This window comes from Pseudalkalibacillus sp. JSM 102089 (assembly GCF_041366475.1).
In the GTDB taxonomy this organism is placed as follows: domain Bacteria; phylum Bacillota; class Bacilli; order Bacillales; family Guptibacillaceae; genus Guptibacillus; species Guptibacillus hwajinpoensis_B.
In genome coordinates this window covers 323382-341405 of the sequence record NZ_JBEWYW010000003.1, presented here as the reverse complement: position 1 = coordinate 341405, position 18024 = coordinate 323382, and the positions used below count along the sequence as shown (strand labels likewise).

The 18024-nt window shown below is 40.1% G+C and carries 19 protein-coding genes; 13 read left to right on the top strand and 6 right to left on the bottom strand.

Translation table 11 applies throughout. From position 1 onward, the window contains the following. Positions 1-38: 38 nt before the first annotated feature. The 4 genes from ABVF21_RS10045 (at position 39) to pruA (ending at position 5576) form a co-directional block, all read left to right on the top strand. On the top strand, positions 39-830 hold the full coding sequence (locus tag ABVF21_RS10045; protein ID WP_303530287.1) for an SDR family oxidoreductase: 792 nt from the start codon (positions 39-41) through the stop codon (positions 828-830). A 173-nt stretch (positions 831-1003) separates the two neighbouring features. Continuing rightward, a complete protein-coding gene (locus ABVF21_RS10040; protein ID WP_371018147.1) occupies positions 1004-2290 on the top strand; it encodes a PucR family transcriptional regulator in 1287 nt (428 codons plus the stop codon). Between the two features lie 790 nt (positions 2291-3080). After that, positions 3081-3998, top strand: coding sequence for a proline dehydrogenase (locus ABVF21_RS10035; RefSeq protein ID WP_303530492.1), 918 nt, complete (start codon positions 3081-3083; stop codon positions 3996-3998). A 30-nt stretch (positions 3999-4028) separates the two neighbouring features. Further along, positions 4029-5576 (top strand): L-glutamate gamma-semialdehyde dehydrogenase, encoded by a 1548-nt coding sequence (pruA, locus tag ABVF21_RS10030; protein ID WP_194220430.1) that lies wholly within the window; start codon positions 4029-4031, stop codon positions 5574-5576. 290 nt (positions 5577-5866) lie between these two features. Here the strand turns inward: pruA and ABVF21_RS10025 are convergent, their stop codons facing one another. Beyond that, positions 5867-7459 carry an ATP-binding protein gene (locus tag ABVF21_RS10025; RefSeq protein ID WP_303530281.1) on the bottom strand — a complete coding sequence of 531 codons (1593 nt, stop codon included), beginning with the start codon at positions 7457-7459 and terminating at the stop codon, positions 5867-5869. A 216-nt stretch (positions 7460-7675) separates the two neighbouring features. On the opposite strand from ABVF21_RS10025, the gene ABVF21_RS10020 reads away from it, so the two are divergent. Continuing rightward, positions 7676-8242 carry a hypothetical protein gene (locus ABVF21_RS10020; RefSeq protein WP_371018145.1) on the top strand — a complete coding sequence of 189 codons (567 nt, stop codon included), beginning with the start codon at positions 7676-7678 and terminating at the stop codon, positions 8240-8242. A gap of 32 nt (positions 8243-8274) precedes the next feature. After that, on the top strand, positions 8275-8595 hold the full coding sequence (locus ABVF21_RS10015; protein WP_303530277.1) for a YnfA family protein: 321 nt from the start codon (positions 8275-8277) through the stop codon (positions 8593-8595). Positions 8596-8700: 105 nt separating this feature from the next. On the opposite strand, the gene ABVF21_RS10010 is transcribed toward ABVF21_RS10015, so the two are convergent. The 3 genes from ABVF21_RS10010 to ABVF21_RS10000 all read right to left on the bottom strand — a co-directional run bounded on the left by ABVF21_RS10010 (position 8701) and on the right by ABVF21_RS10000 (position 10616). Then, the gene (locus ABVF21_RS10010) at positions 8701-9327 is read right to left on the bottom strand and encodes a DUF2642 domain-containing protein (protein ID WP_371018198.1); all 627 of its coding nucleotides are present in this window, start codon (positions 9325-9327) and stop codon (positions 8701-8703) included. Between the two features lie 257 nt (positions 9328-9584). Then, positions 9585-10043, bottom strand: coding sequence for a spore coat protein (locus tag ABVF21_RS10005; protein WP_371018144.1), 459 nt, complete (start codon positions 10041-10043; stop codon positions 9585-9587). Between the two features lie 33 nt (positions 10044-10076). Continuing rightward, positions 10077-10616 (bottom strand): hypothetical protein, encoded by a 540-nt coding sequence (locus ABVF21_RS10000; RefSeq protein WP_303530273.1) that lies wholly within the window; start codon positions 10614-10616, stop codon positions 10077-10079. Between the two features lie 208 nt (positions 10617-10824). Between ABVF21_RS10000 and ABVF21_RS09995 the strand changes: the two genes are divergently transcribed. From ABVF21_RS09995 to ABVF21_RS09980, 4 genes are all read left to right on the top strand, one after another. Then, positions 10825-11604, top strand: a complete 780-nt coding sequence (locus ABVF21_RS09995) for a class I SAM-dependent methyltransferase (RefSeq protein WP_371018197.1) — start codon at positions 10825-10827, stop codon at positions 11602-11604. Between the two features lie 33 nt (positions 11605-11637). Further along, entirely contained in the window at positions 11638-12363 is a 726-nt protein-coding gene (locus ABVF21_RS09990; protein ID WP_303530271.1) for a class I SAM-dependent DNA methyltransferase, read from the top strand. 267 nt (positions 12364-12630) lie between these two features. Continuing rightward, positions 12631-13410 carry a TerC family protein gene (locus tag ABVF21_RS09985; RefSeq protein WP_371018143.1) on the top strand — a complete coding sequence of 260 codons (780 nt, stop codon included), beginning with the start codon at positions 12631-12633 and terminating at the stop codon, positions 13408-13410. 103 nt (positions 13411-13513) lie between these two features. Continuing rightward, a complete protein-coding gene (locus tag ABVF21_RS09980) occupies positions 13514-13930 on the top strand; it encodes an NUDIX hydrolase (RefSeq protein ID WP_308809525.1) in 417 nt (138 codons plus the stop codon). 54 nt (positions 13931-13984) lie between these two features. On the opposite strand, the gene ABVF21_RS09975 is transcribed toward ABVF21_RS09980, so the two are convergent. Then, entirely contained in the window at positions 13985-15265 is a 1281-nt protein-coding gene (locus ABVF21_RS09975) for a histidine--tRNA ligase (RefSeq protein WP_371018142.1), read from the bottom strand. A 280-nt stretch (positions 15266-15545) separates the two neighbouring features. Between ABVF21_RS09975 and ABVF21_RS09970 the strand changes: the two genes are divergently transcribed. After that, on the top strand, positions 15546-16469 hold the full coding sequence (locus tag ABVF21_RS09970) for an aminoglycoside phosphotransferase family protein (RefSeq protein WP_371018141.1): 924 nt from the start codon (positions 15546-15548) through the stop codon (positions 16467-16469). A gap of 17 nt (positions 16470-16486) precedes the next feature. Here ABVF21_RS09970 and ABVF21_RS09965 read toward each other — a convergent pair whose 3' ends face one another. Next, complete coding sequence (locus tag ABVF21_RS09965) at positions 16487-17149, bottom strand: DUF4396 domain-containing protein (protein ID WP_371018140.1); 663 nt, start codon at positions 17147-17149, stop codon at positions 16487-16489. A gap of 276 nt (positions 17150-17425) precedes the next feature. Between ABVF21_RS09965 and ABVF21_RS09960 the strand changes: the two genes are divergently transcribed. Together ABVF21_RS09960 and ABVF21_RS09955 are read left to right on the top strand one after the other, a co-directional pair. Continuing rightward, positions 17426-17578 (top strand): hypothetical protein, encoded by a 153-nt coding sequence (locus ABVF21_RS09960; RefSeq protein WP_371018139.1) that lies wholly within the window; start codon positions 17426-17428, stop codon positions 17576-17578. Between the two features lie 21 nt (positions 17579-17599). Beyond that, a complete protein-coding gene (locus ABVF21_RS09955) occupies positions 17600-18007 on the top strand; it encodes an NUDIX hydrolase (protein ID WP_371018138.1) in 408 nt (135 codons plus the stop codon). Positions 18008-18024: the final 17 nt, after the last annotated feature.

The following is an 18024-nucleotide window of genomic DNA, read 5'->3' as shown; positions in this document are numbered from 1 at the left end:
TAGTAGAAAATGACATTTCAAAATGGAGTGAGTTAGGGATGGATCTCAATCTAGAAGGAAAAACAGTAGTTGTAACAGCGGCAAGTAAAGGACTAGGAAAAGCGTCAGCACTGGCTTTTGTGAAAGAAGGCGCAAATGTTATTCTTTCTAGTCGAAGTGAAGAAGAACTTAAGAAAGCGTGCGAAGAAATGATTGCAGAGACGGGAAATGATCAGGTCACATTTCGAGTTTGTGATGTTACAAAAGCGGATGAGATCAATCGATTGATGACGTTTGCAGCTGAAACATACGGTAGTGTAGATGTCTTAATTAATAATGCAGGCGGGCCTCCAGCTGGTAAGTTTGAGGACTTCAGCGATGAAGATTGGCAGAATGCTTTTGAACTAAATTTATTAAGCTTCGTTCGAACGTCACGGGCCGCTATTCCTTTTATGGAAGAACAGGGCTGGGGGCGGATCGTTAATATTGCCTCTTCCTCTATAAAGCAATCGCTAGATAATTTGATCTTATCAAATACATTTCGTGCGGGTATCGTAGGGCTAGCAAAAAGTCTTTCACAAGAATATGCCGAGCACAATATTCTTGTGAATACGGTTGGTCCTGGACGTATTGGGACGGATCGAGTTGAACAGTTGGATCAAATCAAGGCAGATCAGTTAGGGATGGATGTGACTGATCTCAAAGGACAGGTGGAGCAATCAATCCCAATGAAACGATATGGGGAGCCTGATGAATTTGCGAAAACAGTTGTTTTTCTTGCTTCAGGAGCAAATACGTATATGACAGGCCAATCGCTCGTTGTAGACGGCGGACTTGTAAAAGCACTTTAAACGGAAGAAGAACGCATCCATTTGGTGCGTTCTTTATTCTTTGTGAATCTGCGCTAATCATTTTTCTTTTAGGAAGAAACCGATATAATAGAAGGAGATGAAGAATTACTAATTCTGGTATTGCTAAACCCTTTGGTTTTAATGTAATTGGCGGTACAGGGGAGGGTTAAATAATGGTAGAAGCAAAAGAGCGCATTCTTGAAGCGACAGATATTCATAAAGCGACTGAAATGATCAGTGTCGCAACGAATAAGCCGGTCATTATTGAAAACAAAAACTTTGAACTCATTTCATATAGCACGGCATCGGAGAGCTTTGATCAAACGCAGCAAAAGACGATTCTCTATAAGAAATGTCCAGTGTTTATTATTGATCGTTTGAAAAAAGAAGGGATCGTTCAGCAGCTTGAGAACAACGAAGCTCCGATCCGGATTGCTCCAATTGAGGAAATTGGTTTTTATCAACGTATTGTTGTGAAAGCCATTTATGAAGAGCGGACAATGGGATATCTTTGGGTGCAAGAAACGAATAGTCCTCTGACGGAAGAAGAGGTTGCTTTTCTTACTGAAATCACACCTCACATTGGAAAGCTTATTCATGATTCTTATCAAAAAGGGAAAGAACATGAAGGGAAGCAGGAGAAATTGCTTTGGAACGTACTCCTTCATGAATATGAAAGTGAAAATCAAATGAGGCGTAAAGCCCAGGTGGCGAGCTTGCCATTACCTGAGCGCTTTTCCGTACTTGTCATGTCCATTGCTGAGCCTACTCAGGAGCCTTTGTTAAATGAAGTTCTTGAGCTTTTATCCCGTTTTAAGAGGCATAAAATTCAAGTTCTGAAAACTGAGCTTCAAATCGTTGCTGTTATTTCAGGTGATAAAAATAGAAAAGTCTCAGCGATTGAAAATAGCCGAGAGCTTATAGAGTATGTAAAGAGTGCGTTAACTCATGAAGAATTTTATTCCTTCTTGATTGGGATTGGGAAAGAATATACGGAGCTCATTGAGATGAGGAAGAGCTTCTTGGAAGCATTAGAAGTGATTGAGACAGCTGACTTCATTGGTCCAAGGCCAGATGTCATGCCACGTGAGTTCTCAAAGCTTGGCGTCTACCGGTATCTTGCTGCCCTTTATGAGAAAAACAATACAGAGCATTATTTTAATCAGAATTTGCTTAACTTGATGGAAAAGGATTCAGTTAGTCATTCCAGTCTGTTAAAGACGCTAGAAGTGTATTTATCGAACAACGGTAAGGGGAAAAGTACCGCGGCTGAGCTGTTTATCCACCCAAACACGCTGAACTATCGCATGAAGCAGATTCAGGATCTAACCGACATTGATTTTGATGATTTTAATATGAAAAGTCACATATATATCGAGTTGTTGTTGCTAAACAACATACCGTCTTACTATAATCGGTACCTTTCTGCCGTAGAGGAACAGAAAAGTACTGCGAAGTAGCCTATTTGATTGGGCTGGGAGCTTGTTTATTGACTAACCTATGAAGCTGCACATTGTGCAGCTTCTTTTCTGTCGTTTAGGGCTGGAAAGTGTGGCGCAATAGCTGGTTTTCGTGGGGGAGAGAGTGGTTTATTGGCCAAAATGGAGATATATTGTCCAAATCGGAAATATATTGGCCAAACCGGAAATTCCGCTCACTAAACGGGGGCTCCGCTTTTCACGGCTCCAGTGCCTGTCGTGTCTAAACGCCCACTTTCGCTTTTCCCGAGATCCAGCTACGACTCGCAGAAACTGCGATATTTCACTCTTTCACCAGAACACAAAGGGCGTGTTCTAGTTCAAGAGTTCCAATATCCCCGTTTCTAAACGCTCGTCTTCGCTTTTCCTGAGATCCAGCTACGACTCGCAGAAACTGCGATATTTCACTCTTTCACCAGAACACAAAGGGCGTGTTCTAGTTCAAGAGTTCCAATATCTCCGTTTCTAAACGCTCGTCTCCGCTTTTCCTGAGATCCAGCTACGACTCGCAGAAACTGCGATATTTCACTCTTTCACCAGAACACAAAGGGCGTGTTCTAGTTCAAGAGTTCCAATATCTCCGTTTCTAAACGCTCGTCTCCGCTTTATTCATTGTGTTTAAACCACAAAATCTCTGCTAAACTATTGTGTTTTGACCACGTTGCCAGATGGGGGTTGGAATCGATATAATTTTCACAAGAAAACAAAAACTTTCTTTGGAGTAAGCTTTATGAATGATTGGAGATATAGGGTTAAAAGGAGCGTGGTAGAGTTGGAAGCCATCAACAAGAGTTTTTTCCTTTTTCTCGCTAGTAGGCCCTCGCTTGATCGGCTCGCCAAACGATGGGGTAGTAAGTTTGGGGCGGATAAGATTGTTGGGGGTGAGACTTTTGAGCATGCGGTGCCTCTTATTCAGAATTTGAATAGTCAGGGGCTTCGGGTAACGGTGGATCATCTTGGGGAATTTGTTTCTTCTGAAATAGAAGCGAAGGAGCGAACTCAGGAGTGCATCAATTCAATCCGCATGATTAGTGCTCATCAACTAAATTCTCAGATGTCTTTGAAAGTCACTTCACTTGGTCTTGATATTAGCCATGATCTTGTATGGCGTAACATGATTGAGATTATGGAAGAAGCGGTGAAGCATGATGTATTCGTCACGATCGATATGGAAGATTCGACACGAACAGAGGCAACGCTTCAGCTTTATAAGGACCTGAAGAGAAAGTACGACAATATTGGAACGGTTGTTCAGTCCTATTTATACCGATCTGAACAAGATTTAGATGATTTAAATGAAGTAAAGCCGAATTTACGTCTTGTGAAAGGGGCGTATAAGGAAGCCGCGAAAGTTGCTTTTCCAGCGAAATCAGATGTGGATCATAACTTGAAGCTGCTGATAAAGAAACATTTATTGAATGGGAATTTTACAGCCATCGCTAGTCATGATGATGCCATTATTAACTTTACGAAAGAATTCGTGAAAGAACATGATATTCCGAAAGATCAATTTGAGTTTCAAATGCTTTACGGCATGCGAAGCCAGAGTCAGCTAGATCTTCTTGCTGAAGGTTATGCGGTAAGAGTATACCTACCTTATGGGAACGATTGGTATGGGTATTTTATGCGGCGGTTGGCGGAACGACCTGCGAACATCGCCTTTGCTTTCAATGGATTATTTAAAAAATAAACTTCATAAATTTGAAAGGGGAATTTACTCATGGTAGTACCATACAAACACGAACCGTTTACTGATTTTACTGTTAAGGAAAACAAAAAGGCTTTTGAAGAGGCTCTTAAACTAGTGAAAGAAGAACTTGGAAAAGACCATGATCTTCTCATCAATGGTGAGCGTGTTAGCACGGAAGATAAAATTGTTTCCATTAACCCTGCGAACAAGGAACAAATCGTTGGTCGCGTATCAAAGGCAACGAAAGAGCATGCGGAACGCGCGATTCAAGCAGCAGATGAAGCATTTGAAGGCTGGAGAAAATGGTCGGCTCGCTCTCGTGCTGAACTTCTATTCCGCGCAGCTGCGATTGTCCGTCGCCGTAAACATGAATTCTCTGCTTACCTCGTGTATGAAGCAGGTAAACCGTGGAAAGAAGCGGATGCTGATACAGCAGAAGCAATCGACTTCATGGAATACTATGCTCGTCAAATGATCGAGCTAGGGGAAGGAAAAGCGATTGAAAGTCGTCCTGGTGAGCAAAACCGTTACGTTTATACACCAAGCGGAGTTGCTCTTGTTATCCCTCCATGGAACTTTGCGTTTGCGATTATGGCAGGGACAGCAGTAGCGCCACTTGTTACAGGAAACACAGTACTTCTTAAGCCGGCAAGTGCAACACCGGTTGTTGCAGCGAAGTTTGTTGAAGTGCTTGAAGAAGCTGGGCTCCCTAAAGGTGTATTGAACTTTGTGCCAGGTAGCGGAGCTGAAGTGGGTGACTATCTCGTTGATCATCCAAAAACATCGATCATCACATTTACTGGTTCTCGTGAAGTCGGTACACGCATTTATGAGCGCGCTGCGAAAGTACAGCCAGGTCAACAACACTTGAAGCGAGTGATTGTTGAGATGGGTGGTAAAGATACGATCGTTGTGGATAAGGATGCTGATCTTGAACTTGCTGCACAGGCAATCGTTGTCTCAGCATTTGGCTTCTCAGGTCAGAAATGTTCTGCAGGCTCCCGTGCGGTCATTTTGAAAGAGGTATATGATCAGGTTCGTGATCGCGTTGTGGAATTAACAAATGAGCTTACACTAGGTGAAACGACAGGTCCAGATGTGTACATGGGACCAGTTATTGATCAGGCATCATTTGATAAAATCATGAGCTACATTGAAATTGGGAAAGAAGAAGGCCGCCTCGTTGCTGGTGGAGAAGGCGATGATTCGAAAGGGTTCTTCATCAAGCCAACTGTATTTGCAGACCTTGCTCCGAAATCACGCATGCAGCAGGAAGAAATTTTCGGGCCAGTTGTTTGCTTAACGAAAGCAGATAACTTCGATGAAGCGATTGAAATTGCGAATAATACGGAGTACGGCTTAACTGGTGCTGTGATCACGAATAATCGTGCACACATTGAGCAAGCGAAAATGGACTTCCACGTAGGTAACCTATACTTTAACCGTAACTGTACGGGCGCGATTGTTGGGTACCACCCATTTGGAGGATTTAAAATGTCTGGTACAGATTCAAAAGCAGGTGGACCGGATTATCTTGGACTTCACATGCAAGCAAAAACTGTCTCAGAAATGTATTAATTAAGAAACATGATTAGTTTACAAAGGCTGTTCCCCCTAGCAGAGGGGAACAGCCTTTGTTTGGTTATAGCTAGGACGTGAAACGTGGGTGAAAAAGAGAGTGTATCTATTTGAAAACTATGGATGACATTGTCTTCACGATCGGTATTATCCTTGTTCTATCCTTCTGGGTTAGAACTAAAAGACAAGAGCTTAACAGCATGAGAAAAGTATGGAGTAGACGCACTAGTGATTTGGATTTTACTCCTTACGTTATCGGTGTGTTGAGCATGTAAGGAAAAAAGAGAAGCTCAGTTCTCTCCTTTATGGTAAGGGAGAATGAGCCTGGCTTTTGTACCTTTTCCTATTTCTGAATCAATGGAAATTTCTCCATTATGAGCCTCCATAATATCAAAGCAAATCGATAGTCCAATCCCAAGCCCGCTTCTTTTCGTACTAAAGAAAGGGGTGCCTAGCTGTTTCACTTCTTCTTCGCTCATTCCTTTGCCATCATCTTCAATAGAGATAACAGCATTTTCCTCATTTTTTGTTAAATGAACCGAGATTTCCCCGCCTTCAGGCATAGCTTCGATCGCATTCTTGATAAAATTAATAAGCACTTGTTTGATTTGTGAGGAATCCATACAAACCGTAATATTCTCAGTGTTCGCATCGAATTCAAGTTGGACATTATGTAAGTGAGCATTGCTTTTCATTAATTCAACCGTTTCAAATACAAGGGGATTTAACTCGTTGAGCGTTCGCTTGCTGATCGTCGGTTTGCCCATCATAACAAATTGATTCACAAGATTTTTCATGCGTTCGAGTTCAGTTCTAATGATACTAATGTAATTGGCTTGTTCTTCATCTACATCCAAAAGTTGTGTGAAGCCAATGATTGATGTAAGTGGGTTGCGGATTTCATGAGCAAAACCAGCACCTAGTTTTCCGATTGCAGAAAGCTTCTCAGATTGAATGACCTGTTCTTGTAGTTGATAATAAGAAGTCATATCTCGGAATTGAGCGAAAGCTCCGCTTAGCTGTTGGTTATGATCGTAAAGAGGCAAAATATCGAGTAAGCATTTACGTTCATCGGTTTTGAAAAAAGTGATTTCGATGTCTTCGATGCCCTTTTTTTTCGAAAGCACATGATCGAAAAACGGTTTAAGAGTAGGGATGTCGGTAATTGGATAGCCAATCATTTTGGTTTTGTTAAGTCCCGTTAGTTTTTCAGCGCTTCGATTGAATTCTTTTATTTGTCCATCTTGATCAGAAATGACAATCCCGATTGGAGTGGCACGCATAAGCATCTGATTATAGAGATGGAGCTGTTCGTTCTGCTTGTTAACCTGGATCTCCCGTTCAATCGTATCTATAGAAGATGAAAGCAAGCCTAGATGCAATTGAGACGCATATTTCTTAGTTGTCATGAGGGAGATCGTACCGATAATTTCCCCATTATGATAAGCGAATGGTGCTGAGTAGCAAGCCACATCTTCAAAGCAGTAGTGATAATGATCATCCCCAATGAGATGAATCGGTTCTTGGTATTTTAAGGCAAGTGTAATGGCGTTCGTACCAGCCGTTGCTTCATCAAACTTAACGCCTTTTTGAATGCCGAGTGACGCTGTCATTTGTTCGAAGGATTCATCGCCATATGAATCTAATACATAGCCCTCGTGATCAGTTGTTACCACGACGGTTGGAGTGTCAGATAAAAAGCTAAGGAGCTTTTTCATGAATTTTTGTATGATGGAGAGGGAACATGAGTAATTTTGTAAACGAAGCGCTAACTCTTCTTCTGAAAGTAAAACGTGAAGAACAGGAATTGAGTTTGGATCCAATTGATAGACATGTTCGCATGTGTTTTTAGAATATTGGATTTGAATTTCACGTTGCGTCATGAGGCATCCTCTTTTCCTGGAGTAGTGATGTTTTTATGTAAAAAATTTTTATATTACATTTAATAGAATCATTTTTTTATAGATTATCATACTTTGGTCCCTGCTGGTTAGTTTTTACCATTAGTAATACATGATTCTACTTGATGTGGTTGAAGGAAATTGTAATCGCATTCGCAGATACATTATAATGAAGCCATTTAGGTGGGAGGATAAATCGTGCTCGAGTATATAGAAGAAATCGAAGTTAGAAAAGAGACGCATCATACGGGGAAGGGACTATTGTATACTGTATTGAGCAATAAAAAAGGAATAGGTTCAATTGAAGAAATACCTTCAAAGAGCCCATGGAATTGGTTATTAAAGTTTCTTACCTTGCGCCAGGCTGTTAGTCGTAAAGTACATATACGTTGTGATAACGAACCAGATTTACTTCTATATAAATCACGCGGTTACTACAAAGACATCTTCCTTTATTCAGCAAGCGAATTGATTGGAACGATCCAGCCTGAAGTAAAAGTAAAATCGCCCAAAATGACGGTTTTTGACAAAAAGGGTAGAGCCATTTTGAAAGCCCTTGGAAAGTTTGGTGCGACAGATTTTTCTGTGTATAGCGATGAATCAGTTAAGTGTGTTGGTACGATTAAGAAACGATCTGCTGTTTATCAATCCATGAAAGATAATCTTTTAAAAGAAGATCATTATTTTCTTGATATTCGTCATCTTAGTTATGAAGAAAAGGTAGTGATGATCGGGATGACACTAGCGCTTGATTTGTATTTTTAACATTTATCGCATTGTGAAGGAGGTTAGGTGAAATGAAAACAATTCTCTTATTTATTTTAGCTGGGCTTGCAGAGATTGGAGGTGGTTATTTAATTTGGCTTTGGCTTCGTGAAGGGTACTCGAGCATATTTGGACTAGCTGGTGGGATCTCTTTAGCTCTTTATGGGGTGATTGCGACTATGCAAGTATATCCGGAGTTCGGTCGCGTTTATGCGGCGTATGGTGGAGTATTTATAGTGATGTCTGTCCTTTGGGGATGGGGGATTGATAAGGAAGTCCCTGATAGCTATGATTTAATTGGAGCGTTCATTTGCTTAGTAGGTGTAACGGTGATGCTCTTACCGCGGAACTAGGGGGATTTCATCAAAACATAATAAAAAGCCCGTTTTCATGGAACGGACGAGTAAGACTGGCATTCTAGCACCTTTATAAGGAATGAGAGAATCGAAGTCGTGACTTTAAGGGAAATGAACGCATTTTACATGGTGGAAATTGATAAAAACTTGACCCTCTTTTGCCGTCATTAACGTGACCTGGTTTTCCTGAATACTTGTTAATTTCCCTATTTTGTTTTGATTTTCATATATATCGAAAATCACTATTTGATTGGTTACTTTTTTTAGCTGCTCTTCTAATGTGCGTGATAAGGAGAGTCCAATCGGTACAACGGGGAATTCTGATTGCGTTAAGTGATATGGTCTTTCGTTACCTTGATAAGGGATTAGCCACTTTAGATGTTTCATGGATAGATACATCGTTTTGTGAATAGGACTTTCGAAAACAACGTAATCGTTCATAATACTTGTGATGTATCCATGAAGAGAGTGATGGCCAGTAACATAAATCTCTGTAAACATTCCTTTTGATTCTTGGAGTGCTTTACGAAGCGAAATCGAATTTAACGTTTCAGGTTCTTCAAATAGCGACTCTTTTGGAAGTGAAATTTTTTCATCTTCTTTCGTACACACATCATAATGCTGAACATGGTATTGAGAGACATAGATGAAGTCTTTGCCGTTATATAAGACAAGAATGTCATTTCCAGAGTCGATTAGCACACCGATAATGTCTTTTGTGCCGTTCATTTTTAATCGAATGGTTTCGTTCGTTAAATCTGATGAATTTCTCACTATTAACCTCCTTTCAAATGAGAAGAACAGCTGTGGCATATTAACAAGTGAGATCATATCTACATAAAAAAATAAGTGTGAGGAGAAAGATGACTGCGTAGATAACGATGAAATTAAAGGCGAGTCATTTTCTCATCACATGAACTAACTTTTGAAATGCGTAAGGAGAGATATAGACGATCATGGCTCTCTCTTCCTCTCAAGAATACGAGTTAAGCCTCGACGATTTTTTCAGGAACTTCCTTAATCATTGTTTCGATAGTACTGAAGCTTTTAATATGGAAAAGTGTAATGCGAACAAGTTCAGTTTTTACTAATAGAAGAATATGGTCGCTTGCTACATTGATGAGAATACCTTCAACATGCTCTGGACCGCCACGATTAATCTTTACCCATTTATAATGGAGCGCCCCTAACACTTCTGTTATAGAGCTTCCTCGGATTGGATCAAGAAACGTATTTACAATGCTTTCTGGATTAGTTGTTGTATCAACGGAAACTGATTTAACATGATCTAGATTGTAATAAATCATTTCTTTCTCTGTTTGTAGCATAAAGTGGTCCGTTGCAATATGAAAGAGAATGCCTACTTTTGCTTCAGGGCCTTTTAGATTAACTTTTACTTGCTTACCTAACAATGGCGCGATCGTATCGCTATTTAAATATGCCATCATATATCCTAACCTTTCATAAGCATTCGCTTTTTATTTTTTTGAAACAGGCTGCCAGTAGTTAGAAAAGAGGTTTTCTCTTCGGTTTTCTTTTGCATTGTCTTCTTGATTGTTACTAGACTCTTCTTGTTCAGTCATTTTAACAACCTTACTAACGCTTTTTACATGAAACAGTGCGATGTGTACCAACTCTGCTTCCTTTCCTACGATGATGTGGTCATCGTTTACTTCAAGTAAAACACCTTCTACTTTCTCAGGGCCACCGCGATTAATTTGAACCGTACTAAAGACTAATTCATCAAGAACTTCACTGAAGCTTTCTCCACTTACAAATTCAAAAACAGGTTCTTCGATTGGTACAATAACTTCTACTTCCTCTTTCGTGTTAATTGTGACACTTTTGATGTGAGTGCCCTGGTAAAAGATAACGGTATTTTTTTGTCCAAGCAATGTTAAGAAATCCTCTTTAAGCTCAAGAAGTTTTCCTTCCTGACTTTCAGGTCCTCCACGGTTAATTCGAACATTCTTACCGATATAGCTCTCAAGTTGTGAAAAGTTCATTTGCACATTCATGCATCCTTTCTTCCTTTTTATATAAACGCTTGTAATGGCATAGTATGTATCTCGGAGGGACAAAGATCAGTATATTTGTCTATCATTTGGAAAATGTGTGTTTGTCCACCTAGATAAAATCCTAAACATTGGAAAATAAGAAGCAGGTTTTTTGCCAGTTGAGCAGAATAGGAGAACGAGAGTGATTTTAGTTAAGTGGGGGGAAAGAATGAAAACAAATGAGTATAACAGTAAAGTTTGGGATCAAAAGGTTGAAGATCAAGTCGTTTATACAAAGCCAGTCACTCAAGAAATGATCAGAGAAAGTAAGGAAGGAAATTGGCGTATTACTGTTACGACGGAGAAAGCTGTTCCACGTCATTGGTTTCCAGCTGATCTGAAGGGCTTGCGCATTCTCTGCTTAGCATCTGGTGGGGGTCAACAAGGTCCTATTCTTGCAGCAGCAGGGGCGGAAGTGACTGTTGTTGATCTTTCTGAGAAACAGCTAGAACAGGACAGATTTGTAGCTGAAAGGGATAACTTGCAGTTAACTGTTGTTAAAGGAGACATGACGGATTTATCCTTTTTAGAAAATGAGTCATTTGATGTGATTGTGCATCCTGTTTCAAATGTATTTGTTGAAAATGTATTACCTGTCTGGAAGGAGGCGGCAAGAGTACTGAAGGAAGGGGGCACACTTATTTCAGGATTTACGAATCCACTATTGTATCTTTTTGATGATGAGCAAGAGGAGAAAGGAATTCTCGATGTGAAGAATAGCATCCCATACTCTCCTCTTGAAATGTTAACGAAAGACGAACTTCAGAAATACAAAGAGAGTAACTTGGCCCTAGAGTTCGGACATACGCTGGAAGATCAAATACAGGGACAGATTGATGCAGGATTTGTCATTAACGGTTTTTATGAAGATGATTTTGGAGGGAGTCGCCTAATCGATCAATATATTAAAACCTTTATAGCAACAAAGGCGATAAAAAATACAGGTTGAACTAGTCACTTATTCATAAAGGAGATACTGAAAATGGAATATAGCGGTTCGCGGGTTTATGATGATCACGATTTTTTTGAGAACTATATGGCTAGACGACATAGGGAAGAAAGCCCGAATAAAGTCATCGAGTATCCTGCTCTTATGACATTACTAGGCGATGTTCGGGAGAAGACCATTCTTGATCTTGGTTGTGGAGATGCTTCGCTCGGAGAAGAATTACTAAAGCAGCAGTGCGAGCGATATGTCGGGATTGATGGTTCACAAAACATGTGTCACCAAGCAGAATTGAAGTTAAAGGGAACGAAGGGGAGCGTTGTCCAGTCAAATCTAGAGTCGTATGCTTATCCATTAGAGACTTTCGATTGTGTCGTTTCACAATTAGTTCTTCATTACATAGAAGACCTTGATCACATTGTTAAGAAAGTATACGAGACGTTAAAGCCTGGTGGAGAATTTGTATTTAGCGTATTGCATCCGGTTATGACAGCTTCTTTCAAAAGTATGACAGGTAAAAGAACCGATTGGATTGTAGATGATTATTTCCAGACGGGGAGAAGAATAGAGCCCTGGATTGGAGAGAGCGTTGTGAAATATCATCGCACGATTGAGGAGTACTTCTTACTTCTGCAGCGAGCTGGTTTTACGATTCAAGGTCTTAGAGAGGGAACGCCGCAACGAGAAAACTTTCAACATCAGGATGAGTATGAACGAAGACAGCGCATTCCGCTATTTCTTCTACTTTCTTGTATAAAATAATAATTGACAGTGATAGAATATTAGATTATGATCATTTCAAATAATAAAAATTTCATACTGCAACTCCTAAAGGGGAGTAGCTTTTACAGCAAAGTCGTCATTCCAGAGCTTCACTGCTCTCGGCTTTGTTGGCAACATTCGTGTTGTTAGCAAGACCTTTACTTTTACGGTAGAGGTCTTTATTTGCATCAAAAACCTTTGCCAATTAGGCAAAGGTTTTTTTTGTGAAGAACAAAGCAGTATGGATGAAAAAAGGGGGATGTATAGATGGATGCTTCAATGTTACTAGAATATGGATGGGTTTTGCTGCTTCTGATTGCTCTTGAAGGGCTGCTTGCGGCAGATAATGCACTTGTCTTAGCGATTATAGTGAAGCATTTACCAGATGAGGAACGTCAAAAGGCTCTATTTTATGGTCTTGCCGGTGCATTTGTTTTTCGATTTGCTTCATTATTTGCTATTTCTTTTCTAGTCAACGTATGGCAAGTTCAGGCGATCGGTGCGTTCTACCTCTTGTTTATTGCGATCAATCATATCGTTCGAAAACAGATGATTCACAAAGGTAAGGAAGCACCAAAGAAACAGAATAAGAAAAAGGCAGGCTTCTGGGGGACTGTTTTTAAGGTAGAGCTAGCGGATATCGCTTTTGCCGTAGATTCCATTTTAGCAGCCGTTGCATTAGCCGTCACATTGCCGAATACACCTCTACCGCAAATTGGTGGTATAGATGGTGGGAAATTCCTTGTTATTTTCGCTGGTGGATTAATTGGATTAGTCATAATGCGATTTGCAGCAAATTATTTCGTGAAGCTATTAAAAGCAAGGCCAGGTTTAGAGGTTGCTGCGTTTATGATTGTAGGATGGGTTGGAATTAAACTATCAGTATATACACTCTCGCATCCTGATTTAGGGGTGCTCCCTGAAGCATTTGCTAAGTCTCCAGGATGGAAAATAACGTTTTATACGGTGTTACTTTTGATTGCAGCCGGTGGCTGGTTTCTATCGAATTCGAAAAAAACTGAAGCATTAAAGGGAGAAACACTGTAAAAACATGCATCTCAATCTTTTTCCCATTGTGAGAAAGGGATCTGGTAAACTATAAAGGTAAAAAATGGTTTTGCGCTTTGTTGATTTTTGATTAGAAGGGAGAGTGTTCAAAATAATAAGAGTTGATGTGGTATATACGCTACTTTATAACGAAAAAGAGGATCAAGTGTTAATGGTTCAAAATATCAAACATAATAACTGGTCATTACCAGGTGGGTCGGTGGAAGATGGAGAGACCCTTGCACAAGCTGCTATTCGCGAAATGAGAGAAGAAACAGGATTAACCGTAGAAGTAGAAAATTTATTGAGTGTTAATGAAGCGTTTATGACGAATTACCATGTCCACTTCTTTACATTTAAAGGAAAAATATCGCGTGGACATTTATCTATTCAAGATACGGAAACAATAGCGGACGTCAAGTGGATGAACAGAAAAGAAGCAGACAAATGGATGCCTTATCATCAAGGGGGAATTGAGAGCTTACTTCATACTTCAATTCCTTACGTCTTACAGGGATAATGTCAAGTAGCCTTAAGATCCTTGGGGGATCTTAAGGCTATATTTATAACAGTTTTAAAATTGGAAGGGAATACGCTCCTCCGTTCCTTGATCTAATATTTTTACGACAATTTCGTTGTTTTCAACTTCCTTATCCCCAACGAGAATCACTTTTTCTATTCCTCTTTTACTTGCGCGTTCGATCGATTTACCAATCCGTTTCTCACTCATATCCACCTCGATCCGACATCCTAATTTCCTATAAGCGGACGCCACGATCAAGGCTTCACGTTTGGCACTAATAGGGATAATGACATATTCAGGCTTTTCATTTGTCACAAGTGAAGTACCACTCTGTTTCAATGCGGTTAATATTACATCTAGGCCGAATGAAATCCCAACTGTTGAAAAAGGCTCTTCACTACCGAGTAAACCTCCGATCGCACTATCGTAGCGACCACCGCTTCCAATGCTGGATGTAATGGATTGGTTACTTAAGAAAATCTCATAAATCGTCCCTGTATAAATATCGAGCCCTCTTGCAAGGAAAGGATTGAACTGACATTTTTGAACGAGGTTAAGTCCATCCAAGTAAGAAGTGAGTTCTTTAAGTTCATTTAACCCCTCACGTACAGTTGAATTCACAGAGGCGAACTGTTCAAAATAGGAGAGGTCTTGATTGATCCACTCTTTTGCATAGCGCTCAACGTTATTAATGGCTTTAGAGGAGATATCTTTTTGGAAGAGCTCTTGCTTAACGCCTTCCATCCCAATTTTCTCGAGCTTATCCATCGTGAGAATCACATCATTTAAGCGAGGTGTAGGAATAGAGATCGACTCTAGCATACCTGCAAGCAGTTTACGGTTGTTATACTGAATCGTCACATCAAGTTCGAGTTGATTGAAAAGATCGAGAGCCATCTCCATTAATTCTGCTTCGGCCATTTGTGAACTCACGCCGGTTATATCCACATCGCACTGAGTGAATTCTCTAAACCGCCCGGGTTTAACGGGTCCATCTCGAAACACCTTTCCGATTTCATAACGCTTGAAGGGCATAGGTAAAGCTGGATTCATCGCAACAACTTTGGCGAATGGGATAGTTAAATCGTATCGAAGGGCGAGATCTCTCTCTCCACGATCAGAGAGGGAGTACATTTCTTCTAAAATTTCATCGCCACCCGCATACTTTGAAGCCATCAATTTCCGATCGTTAAGGATCGGTGTTTCAAGTGGAGAACAGTTGTATTGAACAAATGTGTCTTCTATTGTTCTTCTTACTTTGCGCCGTATGATTTCATCTTCAGGTAAATAATCCATCGTTCCTTTGACATTCTGACCTTTCAGCTTTTTCATAGTCCTCATCCTTTCGTTTTTGAATACAAAAAACCGCATGAACTGGAGAAATGTTCTTCTCAATTCATACGGTTACGAGTAATAGCCTTCCTATTCGCGATCATTTTGCAATCGGATAGCAAGGCTAGCTGTGATGATGAAGTTGTACGATGAATAATTGTCTCATATCGCTCACCTCTTATTTCAAAATATGGTAGCACATGAAAACTATTTCGGCAATATTTCTTTTTTTTTGAAGATTTGATAGGATAATATTTCCTATAGAAAGGTGGGGAATTGTTTGAGAAGTCTTACGGAAGAGGAAGTCATATCGCATATTCCTGAACTATCGAATGTTACATTAAGAAAGATTACTAAGGGGTATTCTTTTGATTTGAAATACGTAACAAAGTGGAATGGAAAGGACGTATTGCTTCGATTATATGAGGTGGATTTACGTGAGCGGGTTCAAGAGAAGGTTGAGAAGATGAAGGCTTTTAAGAAACTTGGAGTCCGCTGTCAGGAAGTATATGCGTTCGGTGAAGTTCCTGAAGAGAACTTCTGCTATACGATTTGTTCTTTTCTTGAAGGGCAAGATGGCGAAGCTGCTTTAGCGAAATTAACAACGGAGGAACAGTATGCTGCTGGTTACGAAGCAGGATTAGATCTCGATTATATGCACCAACTTCGAATTGAAGCGTCAATGCCTGAACATATGGCCTTTATTCAAGGGAAATTTGAGAAAGCGGTAGAACGGTATTCTAGACTTGATATACCAATCCCATTTGGTAGAAAGATCATTGACTATGTAAGAAACAATATCCACCTTATCGGTGAAAGCAGGCTCGTCTTTGCTCATCATGACTTTCATGCAGGGAATTTGATTATCCATAAGAATAAATATGCTGGGGTGATTGATTTTAATCGATGCGGTGTAAATACGGCCTATTCGGAGTTTGATAAGCTAGAATTATTCTCAAGTCGTTTAAGTATTCCTTTCTCAAATGGGGTTATTCATGGTTACTTCAAAGGTCATGTTCCTGAACTGTTTTGGAAAATCCGGTCGGTTCATATGGCTCAGCTTCTGATCTACCATATGAATTGGGCAACGGATTACTTTCCAGAAGATCTTCCTCAAGCGAAAGAGGCCATTCAGTATGTATGGGAGATGTATGAAGGCTTTGAGCGGACAATTCCGAAATGGTATGAAGAAAGCCAGGCCTAGGGCCTGACTTTCTTCAGTTACATCGCTTCTTTTATACCTTTCTTTACTAACCACCAGTTTGCAGGATAGCTTGTCGCAAATCCAAGAATCATCGCAATTTGCATCATAAACCAGTAGACAGCTGAGTCGGGTTTTGGTGGCTCGGTAAATAAAACAAAATGAACGATCGCCATCCAACCAAACATGCCAACTTCAAAAGCGATCAAAGAAAGCGTATCGGCTTTCGCAGCTTCTTTAATCGCATTCCACGCACCATTCTCTTTGTTCATCGGGTAAATGGCATAGAATTGAAATAGAATACCAAACCCGTATGCAAGAATGAACTCGACAAGATAATGAGTATAGAGAATGGAACCAAGCAGCGCAAAACTTGTTAAGGCAACGATCGGCACGCCTACCGCATCACCAAGTGTACAACCGGCAGAGCAATGGCTTGTGGACATAAACACCTTGGCAGAGTTTCCGCGATTGTCTTCATAATCCAAATTCCTCGCTTTCAAACGCCCCCATTTAAAATAGGCCAAGATAGCGAAAGGTCCAAGAAACCATCCATTTATTGGCCAGACTACATTCATGATTTTCATCATTTGAGGATGACGAATGATGTCAATGAGAATGACGATGGAAGAAAGAAGTCCAATTGATAGTGCAAGAATGGATATAAGCTGTAAAGTAGTCAAATCATCTCACCTCGAAAATAAGTATGTACATATCCGTTACCCTCTGGGGGTATACGGTAAACGGATAACTCCAATGATCCATGATCATAAAAAGACTCGCACTTTTTGAAAGAGAGCGAGTTCAATGGGGTATTCGTGTTCGATTTTAGCTACAACATTCCCATTATAGAGTTTATAAATTTTTCTAGTAAATAGGCACTTTTTAGTAATTATTTGAAACAATAAGACGCCGTGAATCGTAGAATAATGAGAGAGTTTAATGGAGGAGGGGACAAATTGACGTTAATCGGTTGGATTTTCTGGGGTTTGATCGCTTCGATTCTAATGATTGGTTATATCATCCAAAAAAAATATGGAATGAAAGCACCTGAAGAAACAAATCATCAGGTTTCTAGTTCAGAACACGTTAAAAGTCAAACGAGCCCCTAAATGCATAATGGAAGCTAAAGGATGAGTAGAATGCAGGAATGGTTTGGAGCAGCTGCTGTATGTATCAATGACCAGGGAGATTTACTAATGATTCGTAATGAAAGTGACGAATGGGCCGTTCCTTCTGGTGAGATCGAGAAAGGAGAGACGCCTGAGATGTGCTGTGTTCGTGAAGTGATGGAAGAGACGGGGTATCAAGTAGCCATTGAGAAACCTTTGTTCGTTAAAGATCAGGATGTGAATGGAATGAATGTGACGACCTATTATTACGAAGTAAATGTGGTAGACGGCATGCTTTCTCTTGACGATTCTGAAGAAGATGTGAAAGAAATTGAATGGAAAACGATTGATGAAGTAGAGGGGATTTCACATGCCTATCCTGAGGACGCAGCATATTTAACGAATTATTTATACGAAAAGACTCCTTAAGCTAAGGAGTCTTTTCT

Coding starts and splice junctions, on each gene's coding strand:
- ABVF21_RS09975 (WP_371018142.1), bottom strand. CDS start 15,265: ATGAAAAAGCTGAAAGGTCAGAATGTCAAAGGAACGATGGATTATTTA.
- ABVF21_RS09955 (WP_371018138.1), top strand. CDS start 17,600: ATGAGTAGAATGCAGGAATGGTTTGGAGCAGCTGCTGTATGTATCAAT.
- ABVF21_RS09985 (WP_371018143.1), top strand. CDS start 12,631: ATGGATGCTTCAATGTTACTAGAATATGGATGGGTTTTGCTGCTTCTG.
- ABVF21_RS10010 (WP_371018198.1), bottom strand. CDS start 9,327: ATGAACGGCACAAAAGACATTATCGGTGTGCTAATCGACTCTGGAAAT.
- ABVF21_RS10040 (WP_371018147.1), top strand. CDS start 1,004: ATGGTAGAAGCAAAAGAGCGCATTCTTGAAGCGACAGATATTCATAAA.
- ABVF21_RS10015 (WP_303530277.1), top strand. CDS start 8,275: ATGAAAACAATTCTCTTATTTATTTTAGCTGGGCTTGCAGAGATTGGA.
- ABVF21_RS10005 (WP_371018144.1), bottom strand. CDS start 10,043: ATGGCATATTTAAATAGCGATACGATCGCGCCATTGTTAGGTAAGCAA.
- pruA (WP_194220430.1), top strand. CDS start 4,029: ATGGTAGTACCATACAAACACGAACCGTTTACTGATTTTACTGTTAAG.
- ABVF21_RS10000 (WP_303530273.1), bottom strand. CDS start 10,616: ATGAATGTGCAAATGAACTTTTCACAACTTGAGAGCTATATCGGTAAG.
- ABVF21_RS10045 (WP_303530287.1), top strand. CDS start 39: ATGGATCTCAATCTAGAAGGAAAAACAGTAGTTGTAACAGCGGCAAGT.
- ABVF21_RS09995 (WP_371018197.1), top strand. CDS start 10,825: ATGAAAACAAATGAGTATAACAGTAAAGTTTGGGATCAAAAGGTTGAA.
- ABVF21_RS09990 (WP_303530271.1), top strand. CDS start 11,638: ATGGAATATAGCGGTTCGCGGGTTTATGATGATCACGATTTTTTTGAG.
- ABVF21_RS10025 (WP_303530281.1), bottom strand. CDS start 7,459: ATGACGCAACGTGAAATTCAAATCCAATATTCTAAAAACACATGCGAA.